The organism is Thalassotalea castellviae (assembly GCF_031846185.1).
Lineage (GTDB): Bacteria > Pseudomonadota > Gammaproteobacteria > Enterobacterales > Alteromonadaceae > Thalassotalea_H > Thalassotalea_H castellviae.
Map to the genome: position 1 here is coordinate 355,649 of NZ_JAVRIF010000002.1, position 15,828 is coordinate 371,476.

The window sequence follows — 15,828 nt, forward strand, 5'->3', positions numbered from 1 at the left end:
TTGTCATTTTTAATTTTCAAGGGTGAAAGCACGTAGAAATATGGTTTACTCTATCCTTCCCTTTTTAAATTCTATGATAAGCTATCGACAAGATAGATATAGAGTAACATGGCTTTGGCAAATCTAACGCAAACAATGAATGAACTATTAAGTAACTTTCTATTTTTAAGTGCCGAGGCGAGTCCATGGCTTTTATTAGGCTTAATTATTGCGGGTATGATGAAAGCTTGGACGCCCACCAATATATTAAGTCATCATTTAGGTGAAGGTAAATTAGCCATAGTCAAAGCAGCATTGATCGGTGCCCCCTTGCCGCTTTGTTCATGTGGGGTGATCCCCGTAGCCACCGAATTAAAAAGAAGTGGCGCTTCGTCTCCAGCAACCGCCTCTTTTTTAGTCGCAACACCTGAAACAGGTGTCGATTCAATCACCGTTTCTTATGCGTTATTAGGACCTATTTTTGCAATTTACCGACCAATTTCAGCAATTATATCCGCTATTTTTACCGGATTATTAGTAACAACAGCTAAAATAGCACCAACATCCAGCGACACATCAACGTCATGTTGTGCAAGTAAAACAAAACAAGAAAAACCAAGCTGTTGTGGTACTTCATCAGAAACCAAACAAGTTTCTTTTATCAGTAAAACATTCAACGGTTTACGTTATGCAGTTACACAATTAATTGATGATTTAATCATTTGGTTACTCATTGGGCTTATATTTGCTACGTTAGTAAAAACCTTTGTGCCAACGTCTTTTCTCTTGAGCTATGGCAGTGGTTTACCTGCCATGTTATTGATGATTGCGATTTCTATCCCTATGTATATTTGTGCCACGGCTTCAACACCAATTGCGGCAGGTTTTATATTAGCGGGTATTTCACCAGGCACTGCGTTAGTTTTTATGATGGCGGGTCCAGCCACTAATATTTCCACATTAGGGATCATCAAAAAAGAAATGGGCATGAGTGTATTAATACGTTATTTAATAGGTATTGCTAGTTCAGCAATTGCTTTTGGCTTATTGCTTGATTGGGGTATCGATTATTTTGCAATAAATATTAGTCAACAGATGCAGCACAATCATGAAATGCTACCCTATTGGTTTGGTTTATCCTGTGCTGGAATTATTGCATTTTTTGCCATTAAACCCTTGAGACATAGCACTAGCCAATTTTTCTTAAAGACTAGCTAAGCTAGGAGTTTCTGATAAGATCGAGTAAATTTACGTGATATCAAATATTCCTTGGTAAAAGTTTGATATTATTGCCTGTAAAACAAACATATAAATGGAGTGATTGGTGGAGTTTTCTCATTTTGGTGCTTTAACGGCGTTTATTTGCTACATATCAGCAACCTTAGCCGTCGTCTTTCGTTTATTTCACCCTAAAGGTCCCCATCTTGTTACTATTTTAACTTTAGGTTGTCTGGCAATAATTGCTCATACTTTAAATACCGTTGAGTACCTTTTTAACCAAGATAATATCAACTTTTCTTTACCTAATGTTGTTTCATTAGTTAGTTTAATTATTACCTTAACCGTGACTTCATTAGCCTTACGTTTCAAAGTTAATTTATTAATTCCTGTTACTTATGCATTTGCTGGTTTGTGGCAATTAATTATGTTATTTACGCCACAAGGCCATGCTGCCCCAGTTATTAGTGCCGACTTCACCGTACTTAGCCATATTACACTTGCTTTAATAGCGTATTGTGTTTTAGTCATTGCCATGCTCTTTGCTTTTCAAGTTGCGTATATAAATATGAAACTCAAAAGTAAAAACTTAGCGGCAGTGAGTCATCTCCCGCCATTAATGCAAGTAGAAACTCAACTTTTCATTATTTTATTTATCGGCACAGCTTGCCTGTTATTAAGTCAATTAACGGGCTTTATTTTTTTAGAAAACTTTCTAACAAAAGAAACCGCTCATAAAACGGTATTGTCGCTTTTAGCGTTATTATTTTATCTGGTGATTTTATGGGGACATTACAAGCAAGGTTGGCGCGGACACCGTGTTCTTAGCTTAACCGTTATTGCTACTAGCTTATTAACATTAGCTTATTTTGGCAGTCGATTTGTTAAAGAGTTTCTCTTATAACACTTTTTAAGGTATAACTACCCTTAACTTAATGTTGTGTTGAATTAAGTTATTTTTTTAGTCATATAGGATCCCTTTTTTGGATAACATATCAACGAATATGCTGTTTACCATCCTTGGTATACTCGTATTAATCTCTGCCTATTTTTCTGGTTCAGAAACAGGCATGATGTCACTTAATCGTTATCGATTACGTCATTTAGAAAAACAAAAACATAAAGGTGCTAGGCGAGTCAGTAAATTGCTTGGCAGACCTGATCGCCTTATTGGTTTGATCCTTATCGGCAATAATCTAGTGAATATTGCTGCATCTGCTATTGCGACAATAATTGGTTTACGATTATTTGGTGATATGGGCGTACTAATCGCCACTATCGCACTCACCTTAATCATTTTAATTTTTGCCGAAGTAACCCCAAAAACATTAGCGGCTTTATATCCAGAAAAAGTGGCTTTTCCTAGCTCGATTATTCTGTCGTTATTGTTGAAAGTGTTATTCCCGTTCGTGGTTGCCGTTAACTGGATCACAAACGGCATGTTAGCCCTGATAGGGATTAGTCATAAACAACGTGAACATCATAGTTTAAGTTCGGAAGAGCTTCGCACGGTAGTAAACGAATCAGGCGCGCTGCTAGCTGATCGCGACCAAGACATGCTCGTTAGTATTTTAGATCTCGAAAAAGTAACCGTTGAGGATATTATGATCCCTCGCAGTGAACTCGTTGGGATTGATATCAACGAAGACTGGAAGAAAATTCAAAAACAACTCACGCAATCTACTCATACCCGTGTTTTACTTTATCGAGACACGATAGACGACGTAGTGGGCTACATTCACATGCGTGACGCGTTAAAATTACTGTCAAAAAATCAGTTTAATAAAACCACCATTATTCGTGCGGTACGTGAACTGTATTTTATTCCTGAAAGCACAACATTAAACGTGCAATTATTAAAATTTCAAGACGCGAAAGAACGTTTAGGCTTAGTCGTAGATGAATATGGTGACATTCAAGGCTTAGTGACCTTAGAAGACATCTTAGAAGAAATAGTTGGCGACTTTACAACGACCATGACACCGGCCGCGAGCGATGAAGTAAATGTACAGCCTGATGGGAGCTTTTTAGTCGATGGCAGTGCTACCGTTCGAGATATTAATAAAGAAATGGGCTGGGCATTTCCAACCGATGGGCCAAAAACACTCAATGGATTAATTTTGGAATATTTAGAAGATATCCCTGAAGCGAACCTAAGTGTGCGAATCGCAGGTTATCCGGTAGAGATAATTGACGTGAATGATAATATGATCAAAACGGTAAGGATATTGCCTGATTATTATCAATCTCAACATAGAGATCATGACTAAGCAATATCGCCTAGCTTAGATTTTTATCGACAACCGTTCTTAAAATATAGAAAACGACTTAATCGACTTAAAGTCGTTTTTTTATGGCCAGGTTTTTATTTCTGAAAAACCTTAAAATAAATCTCCTTAATCTTTTTGTACGCCCCACCAGTTTGTTAATTGATTGTTTCATTAAACACGCTCCGTGTTTTAAAACTTTACTTGCGAATAATGGCATTTAATTGATGAAATTAGCGATGTGATAGTTTTAACTATTTTTCTTATCCGTGCGTTAATGTGGATAATACTGACATGGACTTAAATTACTCACAAAGTTATTCACAGGCAATTATACAAAAATCATGTTTCCACAATTTCTGTGGATAACAATTGCAAGACCAATAGAATAACGACTTCTGATTTTGCAAACAATTTTTGTTAAAAAAATGAAGTTTTTTTTACATTTTTTTAAACATCAAAGAGGGCGTGGCTTAGCAATAAATTCCTATAAAATTGGACATTTTGGCAAGAAAAATGCTATTGATTACAAACTACTTTTTTACGTCTAATTAGAAATCATTATGAAAGTATTCGTAGTGAAAAAATTCAAAAAAAGGTTACATGCTGATTCATGTATCTCAGCCTTAACTAACCTAGTTGAAACAAAAAAACAGCCCTAATTTGACTGTTTTTTTGTATATCGTTCGAAAGTTATCCAAAGGATAAATCTGTGAACAAGGCGACTAATGTCAGCCGTTAACCGAAGAATAAACGCCAGAACCAACTTTTATTTAAATCAGCCTCACAACTTTTCAACTGACGGCTATATTGTCTCGCTCGATTATCAACTTTACGGGCGACTTTAACCAACCAAGCTTTTTTCTTATAGGTTTTTCGTTTAAAACCACCCCAACCTTCATGATAATTAAGATATTGGTTATAAGCATCCCATTTGGACACTTTATTAATTTTTTGCGTTTTATAAATAAACCAGCCCATAAAATCGATAGCATCGTCAAAATCATCTCGATCAGCGCCACCATTGCCTGTTTCTTTAATATAGTCATCCCAAGTCATTGTCTTCGCTTGTGAATAGCCATAAGCGGAACTTACTCTTCCCCACGGGATAAACCCCAACAAAAAATCTCGTGGTGGTAAGGCATCTTCTTTAAAAGAACTTTCTTGATACATCATGCTCATTGGCACATGGATAGGCACGCCCCAGCGCTCGCGTGCGTCTTTCGCTGCAAAATACCAATCTCGGTGTTCATTAAATATTTCACATAAGTTTTCAGGGTTCTTAGGAGGAGGTGTTGCACAACTACTTAAGAGAAACGCACTCAAAAGCGCAACGAAAAAAGAAAGTTTGTTCATAATATTCATACATATTTTACAATAAAGTTATCATGCCAGAAATTTTGAAATTAGGTAACAAAACTCAGCAAAGAATTATAATTCTCTCAATTTTTTGAACTTTTAGACAATCCTCTCCTCTTAGTAATAAGCATTTATTTTATGTTTCCCTTAGATTGTTTTTTTAGCGCGTTCCTTTAACAAGTGACGCGCTTTTTTTTATTCAATTGAATGGGATCATTTTTCTTTAATTTATTTTGAACTTAATTGAAAACTTATACTCTTATTTAATGAGAGGTTTATTTCCCTTAGTGTTTCATGTTTTAGGCGCGTTACTTTATTAAGTTAACGCGTTTTTTTTATCTTTTTTTGTCTATTAATTTAAATAACAATTTATTTGAACTTTTCAAAAAAACACGGCTCTTATTATACGAGACTTTTATTTTCCCTTAGTGTTTCATGTTTTAGACGCGTTACTTTATTAAGTTAACGCGTTTTTTTTATCTCAAATTTTTATTAGAAAAATACAAATAAAAGAGTTAGATAGCAAAGCGAGCTTAAAAAAGAAATGAAAAACTGAATAAATAATGAACTATTAAAAAAAGCGTCTGTCATAAATTATGAGAGCGCAAACCTCCCTGGACTGCTTTCTTACTATTACGGCGCGTTACCCTAACGCGCTTTTTTTTGCCTACAAGTCAAGGAAACGTTAATGTAATAGAGCCATTAACGTCTACTATTTTAGACAGTTAAACTTCTTTAAAATACTCATGTATAAACGTATCAAAATCAACTTTGTCTTCTTGCTCAATTTCGGCTTGTTTTTGGTGGGATATTTCAGCCTGATCAATAAAATACTGTTGAGAATAATATTGATAGTCATTTTTTAAGGTTTCTGCTCGATAGCTTTTTGCTTTCGCTAATGCAAATTGAGTCAAACTTTGTTCTTTCTCAACAACAATGGCAAGAATTTTAGCAGAAGGGGTTAAGCTTGAATCTGTCAGTTTCGCTTTTTCAATGGCGATGGCTTCGCTATATTTATCGCACTGATAGGCTTTATCCAGTAATCTTGCCACTTTTTCCATATCATAAAAAAGCTCTCCTCCCCACGTTTCAATCGATTTTTCAATACCTTCATCTGATAGTAATAACTGAGGATCTCGTCCCCTCACTACCACTTCATCCATATTTTCTTCACAAATATTTTGCTTATCACAATCTAATGTCGGACTTTCCATCAATGCACAAAACGTTAAGAATATATCAAGGAAGTATATTTGCTGTTGATCAATTCCGGTATCTGCAAAAGGGTTAACATCTAACGCTCTCACTTCTATGTATTGAACGCCTCGACTTTGCAGTGCTTGAGATGGTTTCTCACCAGAATTGGCAACTTGTTTAGGGCGAATAGGTGCATAAAGTTCATTTTCAATCTGTAAAACATTACTGTTTAATTGTTGGTACTTGCCATCAACTTTAATTCCTATTTTTTCAAATTCTTCTGATTTGATATTAATCGCTTCTTTTACGCCATTGAGATAACCTTCAAGGTTGTTATAACAAATATGCAAAGATGATTGTTCGCTGTTGGTATAACCTAAATCACTCATTCTTAGTGATGTGGCATGTTCAAGGTACAAATAACCACTTTTAGATTTTTTAAAGGGTAATGTAGTGGCTTTATTTTGTAAGAATGACGGACAAATAGCTGGTGAGCTGCCATACAAGTATGGGATCAACCAGCAGTAACGTTTATAGTTTCTTAAAAGCGAAAAATATCTTGCAGAAACATAATCTTGCATTTCATCATGATTATCATCTATGACTTTAAGTGTTTGCCAGAAGCTATCTGAAAACGAAAAATTAAAATGAATACCGGCAATAACTTGCATCATACTACCGTAACGGTTTTTTAAACCTTGACGATATACCGTTTTCATTTTACCAACATTTGAGTTGCCAAATTTAGCTAGAACTATTTTATCATCGTCGTCTACGAAGCAAGGCATGCTCATCGGCCAAATTAATTCGTCATTAATTTGTGACAATGTAAATTTCTGAGTATCTCTTAGTTGAGCGATTGCCTCTTCTGGCGAATGACTTACCGGCGTAATAAATTCTAATAAACACTCTGAGTAATCTGTGGTGATATTGGGATGAGTCAGCGCTGCACCTAGGTTGTGATAGTGATCGTGCTCCGATAATCTTCCTTGAGAAAGCACTCGTAACCCTTCTCGTTCTATGCCTCTTCCAATGCCAGTTAAAGCTTGAATGTGTGTATCATCACTTAGTGTGTTGATATATTGTTGAAAAGATAATGTCAAAATAATCCTTGTTGCATGAAGCAGTTACTGATTACCTATTTAAGGGGTAATGGTTGATATTTCAATGGCCATTGAATTTTTTTATTGTGTTATTTTCTTCTAAGAATATAACTAAAATACTATCAAATACCCAGATCGATTATGCTATTGATCAATTAGACCGAACATTAATAAAATATATTTCTATCAATGTTTTCGATTGAAATTGTTTCTTACTTGTCGTTTTAACCAGTAATTTTTGCATGAGCTATTTCTAATATATAGAACATCAGGTAAAGTTTAGCGAAATAATAACGTGTAGAATTAACCTAATATGCAAGATAGTCCTTTAACCCTTTTACCTCCTGTCATTGCTATTATCATTGCTATTTGGCGAAAGAATGCATTACTCGCTTTATTTAGTGGTATGTTGCTCAGTTTTTTGATGATCGCTAATTGGCAACCTATTGCGGGCATAACCAATAGCGCTGTAGGGCTTATTCAAGTATTTTCGTCTATTGGCAATGTTTATATTGTCACCTTTAGTTTATTAATTGGTGCCCTTGTTGCGCTAATGAACCAATCCGGTGCGGTAAATGGTTTTATCGCGTTATTAGCACGGTTAAATCTTGTGAAAAATTCACGCCAAGCCGCCATACTGCCAACAGTGGTAGGTACCAGTATTTTTACTGATACGAATTTAAGTATGTTTACTGCCGGAATGGCGAGTCAAAAGTTATTTGATCAACATAATCTTAGCCGGGCTCGATTAGCTTATTTAGTTGATTCAACATGTGCTCCTATTAGCATTTTATTATTGATTAACGGTTGGGGAGCTTATGTATTAGGTTTACTCGATGGCTATAGTTTTGATGATCCCGTTGGAATTTTAATTGGCACGGTAGGCTATAATTTTTACGCGATTATTGCCGTACTTATGGCTTATTACACAGCTTTTAGCGGCAGAGTATTTGGCCCTATGAAACATGCTCAATCGATTATTAATAAAGACAACACCCACCATGTTGAGCATCACGCCCCAGCAGTGATCATGTGGTTACCTTTGTTAGCCTTATTAGTTATCACATTAATCTTATTATGGATCACAGGTGATGGAGATATGCGCAGAGGCTCAGGTTCATTTTCAGTATTTTGGGCCATCGTAAGTGCGTTGATTATTTTAGTTACAATGATTAAATCATATCAACTGATGACATTTAACAGCATCTTAAATCATTCGTGGACTGGGATTAAGCATATGGCACCAGCCGTGGCAATTTTAGTGCTTTCTTTTGCTTTCGGTGATGCCATTAAAGAGTTAGGTACCGGTGTTTATGTGAGTCAATTATTGAATGTCGAAGTGCCTCAATATTTACTCGCCCCTATTTTATTTATTGCCGCAGCATTTATGGCGTTTGCTACGGGAACTTCATGGGGCACATTTGCGATTTTAATACCGATTGCAATTCCTATCGCCCAACAAACCGGTTTGCCGATTGAGTTTTTAGTCGCTGCTGTATTAGGTGGTGGTATTTTTGGTGATCATGCCTCTCCAATTTCAGATACGACAGTTGTTGCTTCAATTGCCAGTGGTTGTGATCATTTTGAACATGTGAAAACACAATTACCCTATGCGCTTGTTGGCGGGGGAATGACGCTCATCATATATACACTCATAGGCTTCACTTTTTAATGCAGACTAAGCAAAACTATGATCTTGAAATCATTGATGAGCAAGCTGACTTTATTATTACTAATAAACCGCCGGGCGTTGGTTTTCATGACGAAGCGAACCAACAAGGTTTCTTTAATCAAATAAAATCTACATTATCTTTAGACAATTTATATCCAGTCCATCGATTAGATAAAATGACATCTGGTTTGCTCATTTTTGCTAAAAACAAAAAGGCTGCTAGCCAATTTCAGCAGTTATTCGAAAGTAGAAATATCGAAAAATACTATCTTGCCATTAGTGATAAAAAACCCAGTAAAAAACAGGGCTTAATCAAAGGAGATATGGAGAAAAGTCGACGTGGCACGTGGAGACTCGCACGAAGTCAACATAACCCAGCCATCAGTCAATTTTTCAGTTTTGGCCTTACGCAAGGGAAACGTTTGTTTATTGTCAAACCTTACACAGGAAAAACTCATCAAATAAGGGTTGCGCTGAACAGCTTAGGAGCCCCGATTATCGGTGATCCTAATTACTATGCAAATTCAAGCTCAGATCGTGGGTATTTGCATGCCTACGCGTTAAAGTTCGTTTTAGATGAGCAGGAGTACCAGTATGTTTTACCCCCTTCAATAGGGAAAGAATTTCTTGATGAGCGCACACATCACGTTTTAACAAAAATAATCATTCCATGGGCTTTAGCTTGGCCCAAAATCTAGAATCAAAGATAAACATAAAACTGTTATTTATAAGGCCTTTTAGTCTGCTAATCATTTGTTAAACAACCAAGTTTACTTTGAAAGTAATCAATAAATGTACGCGTTTTTGCCGGTATATTTCGACTCTGAAATAATATAGTCAACTGCTGCGCCATCACATTATGCTCAACAGAAATCGCTTTAATTTTATGATTATTTTTCGCAATATAATCGGGTAATTTGACAATTCCCATACCACGCTGACAAGCCTCTAACCGCATTTCATTACTGGTAAGCACCATGGCAATATTGGGTGTGAACACTTGTACACTATTGTTGTGTCTAAATAGCCATTGTTCGCTTTCAGATGCAGTGATCGCTTTATGAATAAGCAATTCTTCAACCGTATTGTTGTTATCAGCTAATTGACTATTTTCACATGCATAAATGGATTGAGGAAAACTTAATAAGGTTTTACCAATCCAATGTGAGGTAGGTAAAGCTTTTTCATGTAAAACAAACACTAAATCATATTGGTGATCAAATTCAGGATAGGCATCTGAATAATGATGGCAATGAATCTCAATATCAGGATATTTAAAAGCAAACTCTGTGATCAATGCACTGATCACTTTATTAAAAAACTCTAACGGCAGTAATAAACTCAATTTCCCTTTAATTTTATTTTGTTTGTCATGCACTAAACTCTCCATAACATTCAAGGCTTCAACATGTGGTTTACAGGCCTGATACAGTAATAATCCACTTTCTGTTAACTGTTGTTTTCGGGTAGTTCTTATTAATAATTGACTACCTAATTGTTGCTCTAGCTGAGCTAGACGTCGGCTTAGTTTTGATTTAGGTATTGATAACGCACGAGACGCTTTCGTTATCGAGCCTTGTTCGACAATCGTAACAAAGTATAAATAACCATTTAAAGCATCAATCAATTTTATTATCCTATTTTTAAAACAATCTTTTTCATTTAACCGGACTAATCATATGAAAGCAACCGAAATACACTACTGATCAAGATGAACAAAGTAATTAAAGGAAAAATATGAGTACAGTTAGCGAAATTACAGCAGAGCAGTTTAATGAAGAAGTTAGTCAGCATACTGGCAAAGTTTTAGTCGATTTTTATGCTCCTTGGTGCGGACCTTGTAAAATGATAGCTCCTGTTGTAGAACAAGTAGCGAATGAGCATCAAGATATTAAAGTGGTAAAAATTGATGCGGATCAAGCACAAACACTGATGAGTCAATTTTCTATTCGAGGGATCCCTACCTTATTACTAGTAAAAGACGGGGAAGTGATTGATAGAAAAGTTGGTGCCGCTTCAGTAAAACAAGTACAAGAATTTGTTTTACAGTAAACACCAATCATAAAAAAACCAGTCATTAAATGACTGGTTTTTTTTAGGGTATTAAGTGAATTAAAGTGAATGAATAAAAACAATTAAGATAGCAGTAGGACAAATAAACTTGGTATACCACGGCCAAATTTTCCAAAACAAGCTATTTTCAACTGTTTCATTACCTTCTTGAAGTTCTTTTAAAATTTCACTTCTATGCCAAATCCAACCAACAAATACACAACACAGCATGGCAATAATAGGTTGTCCATATTCAGTAGCCAGCGTAGCAACAAAATCTAGCATCACACCGATATTACTGATAATAGCTGTACTCATTATGAAAATAAGAATACCGATAAAAGTGGTCGCTTTTTTACGTTCAACATTATGGCGTTCTACAACAAAAGAAACGGGACCTTCAAGCATAGATATAGATGAGGTTAACGCTGCAACCGACATTAAAATGAAAAATGCAAAAGCGACAAATAGCCCCATTCCCCCCATCGTTTCAAACAAACTCGGCAAAACAGTAAACACTAAGCCTGAGCCAGAAATCAAACTACCATCTTCAGCAAAGATAGCAACACCTTGCGCTTGTGCAACATACATTGCAGGAATAATCAGCAAGCCAGCTAAGAAGGCGATAGAAACATCAATTAACGTCACTTGTGCACCTAGTGTGACTAAATTTTCTTTTTTAGAGATATATGAACCATAAATCACCATAACACTGGTACCCAATGACAATGAAAAGAATGCTTGTCCCAGTGCGCTAATTAATAAATCAGGTTCTAAGACACGCGAAATATCAGGGTTTAGATAAGCATTTAACCCCTCTGTTGCACCGTCTAAGGTGAAAACATAGCCGATCAAAATGATTAACAGAGTAATAAGCAAAGGCATTAACCGCTTTGACCATTTCTCAATGCCGTCTTCAACGCCTCGTCGAATCACAAAAACCGTTAAGAACATAAAAATTGCAGTAAATAAAACATTTCTCGCTAATGATTGAGAGATCACCCAAGTGGCCGTGGTATCACTGCCAATTACTTTGGCTATGGGCTCAATGGCATAAGAAACCATCCAGCCCGCTAATATCCCGTAAAAACTAAGAATTAACGCTGCGCATATTACCCCGCCAAAGCCCACTAAAAAGGCAAAACGTTTATGGAACAAGGTCCGAGACATTTTTTGTAATGAAGTTACGGCGTTTGCTTGGCCATATCGACCAATTAATAATTCTGCCATAAACGCAGGGTAAGCTAAGCAAAAAGCTAAAACTAAATATACAAGCACAAACGCAGCACCACCATTACTTGCCGTTTGTGTTGGGAATCCCCAAATATTTCCCAGTCCAACAGCAGAACCTGCTGCTGCCATGATAAAACCAATACGAGAACTAAACTCGCCTCTTGAAGCTGCCATTGAAATTCATCTTTGTTATTATTAATATCGCCTTAATTTACTTAATCTGGCGCAAGAAAAATAGTATTTTCAACTTCTTTTCATGGTTTAATTTTTTCTACCTAAGATCAAAACGTAAAGAAGGAATTACCAAAACGATGGTTTTTCATACAAATTACAACCATTAGATTAACGTACTTAACGATATCTTTGATATAAACTATGTTCCGTCAATAATTTAACCAAACAGAATTGCAATGCTGAATATCAAGCCCTGCAAGATTTAAATGTATCCATCGACAAAAATATTCTTATTCATTATCCAACCGCCTATTATTTTTATGTAGGAAAAAATAACTCATGGTTAGCAAATGATATTTTATTAGGTTTAGAGCGCGCCATTGCCGATGGCAGTTTTAATACAATATTGAATAAACACTATGGTGAAATCGTCAGCGCGGTTCGTAAAACAAGGCGAAACGTCATTTCTTTAAAGAACCCGTATTTATCCGAAAAAACGCCCTTGTTTCGTAAAAATCTTTGGATAGACTTATACCCAGCGCCTCCACTTTAATTATTGAGTCATTTTATTTGAAAATAGAAATGTCTACCAATCATTCGTTAATTTATCGAATAAATAACAATAGATAGATTTGAAATAACTTAATTAAAGAAAGACTTATTTAGTCTTCAAAATAGCATGCTTTGCGACAAGGTTATTTATATAATAGTTAACATAACGTTAATAATATAAATCCTTGTAGATACAGAGCCTATAAATCGCGTTTATCTACGATATATTTATAGTTTTTGAGAATACCTCCTCATGTTCAAACCATTGTTATTTTGTTTTTTATACTTCATTTGTTCTTTTTCTTCATTCGCATCTGAGCCGGGTAGCATTGACTTAACCAACTCTATTTTTGGTTTCACTGCACTAAGCTTATTCGTTATCGCCTATTTACTGGTAATTGGTGAAGACTTAATTCACCTTAGAAAATCTAAACCTGTATTAGTCGCAGCAGGGATAATTTGGCTGATCATCGGCTGGATTTATACCCAAAATGGCATTCCAGATGAAGCTGAGCATGCTTTTAATCATAATCTTTTAGAGTATGCGCAACTCCTGTTATTTTTACTTGTTGCGATGACTTATATTAACTCGATGGAAGAAAGAGGCATTTTTGACCGACTTCGCATTTGGATGGTCGCAAAAGGGTTAAGCCTTAGATCGTTATTTTGGTTAACGGGTATTTTAGCTTTTGCAATTTCTTCCTTTGCCAATAACCTGACAACAGCCATGCTAATGTGTGCCATAGTTCTTAAAGTGGCGAATAAAGATAAAAAATTTATCAACATTGCATGTATAAATATCGTGATTGGCGCAAATGCTGGCGGGGTCTTCAGTCCTTTTGGCGATATAACCACCTTAATGATATGGCAAGCAGGTTTAGTTAAGTTTGAACAGTTTATCGTGTTATTTGTTCCTTCATTAGTTAACTTTTTAGTACCCGCCATTATCATGAGCTTTTTTATTTCCAACGAAAAATCAGAAGCGATACTTGATGAATCATTTCAATTAAAACGCGGAGCAAAAAGGATTGTTGCCTTATTCGTATTAACCATAGCTACAGCGGTAATGTGTCATAGCTTTGTCAATATGCCACCCGTTTTAGGTATGATGATGGGCTTAGGTTATTTGAAATTTTTTGGCTATTACTTACGATTAAGCCTACCTCGTTCACTTGACAAAAAACGTTCAAAAGCCCAAGCGAATAACGATGAAAAAGCATTGAAAATGCATGGAAATATTATCCCGTTTGATATTTTCGAAAAAGTAGCCCGTGCAGAATGGGATACGCTACTTTTCTTTTATGGCGTAGTTATGTGTGTTGGCGGTTTAGGTTTTATGGGGTACTTAAGTTTAGTTTCTGAAGCGATGTATAGCCATTGGAGCCCAACTTATGCCAACGTCGCGGTAGGCGTATTATCTGCTATTGTCGATAATATCCCTGTTGTTTTTGCGGTATTGAGTATGCATCCAACCATGGATTTACAACAATGGTTATTAGTGACTATGACCGCCGGTGTAGGTGGAAGCTTATTATCTATCGGGTCGGCATCGGGTGTTGCCTTAATGGGACAAACGAAAGGCGTGTATTCATTTCTTGGTCACCTAAAATGGTCTTGGGCAATTGTTTTAGGCTATATAGCAAGTATCGCGGTGCACTTTTTGATCAATGGCTAAAACCATAAAATTAACGCCGAGCATTAAAAAATCGGCGTTAATTTTAGTTCTCACCTTTAAATTGAGAAAACTTGACCTTACTTAATAAGTATAAGGTTTCGATGAAAAGCATGATCAATGATTTATAGATACTTAAAAGTACTCTTTATTCTACAGGCGATTATTTCTTCAAGTGAAATAAATAGCGCTGGATCTGATCATCCGCTCTTTTCAGACAATGAAAATAGTTATGCTGAGTTAGCATTTTTTACAGATATCGAAGACCCTAACTCAGAAGATGCTGATGTGATTGTATCTTCTTGGCTGAAATTTCAACAAGCCAAAAGAGTTTTTCAACAACCTCAATATCAATCACCTTTTGTTCCTCGTACCTACTTAGCGTTAAATTATACTCGCGCTCCGCCTCGTTACATTTAGTTGTTATTTACATTCAATACCCATTAATTATTTGCACTAAATTTAGCAAGAATCGAGGTCATCATGAAAAAATTACCCTTAGTCAACTTGACAGCGGTCGATAATATTTTATCGCCCAATTACAATGAAAATATCAACCTTTCCTCTTCAGCCATGTCCGTATTTACCGACTTTAAATATCAAAAAGCACAGGTTATTGAAGCGGATACTACGGCAACTCAAGCATTACAATTAATGCAAAAGTCCCATGTTCGAATGAAAGTCGCCATTTCAAATGAAGAAGATTTTTTAGGTATTATCAGTACCAATGAAATATCAGAACAAAATATTATTGCAAGACTTTCAAAAGGTATTCATCGAGATGATATTTTAGTGAAAGATTTAATGATCCCAAAATTTCAACTCCATGCTTTTGAACTGAATGATCTTGTCAACGCTACCGTAGGAGATATTGTTACAACATTGGGAAATTATAAATTAAGGCATTGTGTGGTGTTAGATAAATATAATCATCACATTCGAGGTGTTATCTCTTCAAGCGATATTGCCAGAAAACTCCAAATGAATGCTGGTAACGATAATGAATTTTCATTTAACACCATTTATGAAGAGGCATATATTCAATAATTCCGACGAAAGCCAACGATATATGTTTAATACCATTCCGTATAAAGAAGTGCTCACTTAGAACTATATGAACGACATTAGAACAAACAAAATTGATGAAGATATAGTCATTCTACATCAAGAAAATTTTGTGCAGTTATCATGGTGTTCATATGTTCCTAAAGGGCGAGTTTTAAAGGTTCATATGCTGCGTTATTGATTTTGATAAGGGAATAACCATTCTCTGCAATCAAAGCCTTGCCTCTGAACCTTTAAATTCTCGCTAAGCGATCACTTACTTATACAGATTGGTATAAAGCGCAC

13 protein-coding genes are annotated in these 15,828 nt (G+C 35.8%); 9 read left to right on the forward strand and 4 right to left on the reverse strand.

All coding sequences use genetic code 11. The features are described from left to right. Window positions 1–108: 108 nt before the first annotated feature. The 3 genes from RM573_RS05320 to RM573_RS05330 all read left to right on the forward strand — a co-directional run bounded on the left by RM573_RS05320 (window position 109) and on the right by RM573_RS05330 (window position 3,467). Complete coding sequence (locus RM573_RS05320; RefSeq protein ID WP_311578316.1) at window positions 109–1,197, forward strand: SO_0444 family Cu/Zn efflux transporter; 1,089 nt, start codon at window positions 109–111, stop codon at window positions 1,195–1,197. 106 nt (window positions 1,198–1,303) lie between these two features. Continuing rightward, a complete protein-coding gene (locus tag RM573_RS05325) occupies window positions 1,304–2,101 on the forward strand; it encodes a cytochrome C assembly family protein (RefSeq protein ID WP_311578320.1) in 798 nt (265 codons plus the stop codon). Between the two features lie 79 nt (window positions 2,102–2,180). Continuing rightward, window positions 2,181–3,467: an HlyC/CorC family transporter gene (locus RM573_RS05330; protein WP_311578323.1), complete on the forward strand. Its 1,287-nt coding sequence runs from the start codon at window positions 2,181–2,183 to the stop codon at window positions 3,465–3,467. Between the two features lie 735 nt (window positions 3,468–4,202). Here RM573_RS05330 and RM573_RS05335 read toward each other — a convergent pair. Both RM573_RS05335 and gshA read right to left on the reverse strand, forming a co-directional pair. Further along, the gene (locus tag RM573_RS05335; RefSeq protein ID WP_311578326.1) at window positions 4,203–4,820 is read right to left on the reverse strand and encodes a transglycosylase SLT domain-containing protein; all 618 of its coding nucleotides are present in this window, start codon (window positions 4,818–4,820) and stop codon (window positions 4,203–4,205) included. A 728-nt stretch (window positions 4,821–5,548) separates the two neighbouring features. Beyond that, window positions 5,549–7,123 carry a glutamate--cysteine ligase gene (gene gshA / locus RM573_RS05340; RefSeq protein WP_311578329.1) on the reverse strand — a complete coding sequence of 525 codons (1,575 nt, stop codon included), beginning with the start codon at window positions 7,121–7,123 and terminating at the stop codon, window positions 5,549–5,551. A gap of 313 nt (window positions 7,124–7,436) precedes the next feature. Between gshA and RM573_RS05345 the strand changes: the two genes are divergently transcribed. Further along, on the forward strand, window positions 7,437–8,795 hold the full coding sequence (locus RM573_RS05345; RefSeq protein ID WP_311578334.1) for a Na+/H+ antiporter NhaC family protein: 1,359 nt from the start codon (window positions 7,437–7,439) through the stop codon (window positions 8,793–8,795). Then, entirely contained in the window at window positions 8,795–9,493 is a 699-nt protein-coding gene (locus RM573_RS05350; protein WP_311578335.1) for a TIGR01621 family pseudouridine synthase, read from the forward strand. Before RM573_RS05345 ends, RM573_RS05350 begins: the two co-directional genes overlap by 1 nt. 47 nt (window positions 9,494–9,540) lie before the next feature. Here the strand turns inward: RM573_RS05350 and RM573_RS05355 are convergent, their stop codons facing one another. After that, window positions 9,541–10,422: a LysR family transcriptional regulator gene (locus RM573_RS05355; RefSeq protein WP_311578337.1), complete on the reverse strand. Its 882-nt coding sequence runs from the start codon at window positions 10,420–10,422 to the stop codon at window positions 9,541–9,543. Window positions 10,423–10,532: 110 nt separating this feature from the next. On the opposite strand from RM573_RS05355, the gene trxA reads away from it, so the two are divergent. After that, window positions 10,533–10,847 carry a thioredoxin gene (trxA, locus tag RM573_RS05360; RefSeq protein WP_311578339.1) on the forward strand — a complete coding sequence of 105 codons (315 nt, stop codon included), beginning with the start codon at window positions 10,533–10,535 and terminating at the stop codon, window positions 10,845–10,847. A gap of 60 nt (window positions 10,848–10,907) precedes the next feature. Here trxA and RM573_RS05365 read toward each other — a convergent pair whose 3' ends face one another. Continuing rightward, complete coding sequence (locus RM573_RS05365) at window positions 10,908–12,254, reverse strand: sodium-dependent transporter (protein WP_311578342.1); 1,347 nt, start codon at window positions 12,252–12,254, stop codon at window positions 10,908–10,910. Window positions 12,255–13,059: 805 nt separating this feature from the next. Between RM573_RS05365 and nhaD the strand changes: the two genes are divergently transcribed. The 3 genes from nhaD to RM573_RS05380 all read left to right on the forward strand — a co-directional run bounded on the left by nhaD (window position 13,060) and on the right by RM573_RS05380 (window position 15,525). Further along, window positions 13,060–14,481, forward strand: coding sequence for a sodium:proton antiporter NhaD (gene nhaD, locus RM573_RS05370; RefSeq protein WP_311578345.1), 1,422 nt, complete (start codon window positions 13,060–13,062; stop codon window positions 14,479–14,481). A 117-nt stretch (window positions 14,482–14,598) separates the two neighbouring features. Continuing rightward, entirely contained in the window at window positions 14,599–14,898 is a 300-nt protein-coding gene (locus RM573_RS05375) for a hypothetical protein (RefSeq protein WP_311578348.1), read from the forward strand. Between the two features lie 63 nt (window positions 14,899–14,961). Then, window positions 14,962–15,525 (forward strand): CBS domain-containing protein, encoded by a 564-nt coding sequence (locus tag RM573_RS05380; RefSeq protein ID WP_311578351.1) that lies wholly within the window; start codon window positions 14,962–14,964, stop codon window positions 15,523–15,525. Window positions 15,526–15,828 lie beyond the last annotated feature (303 nt).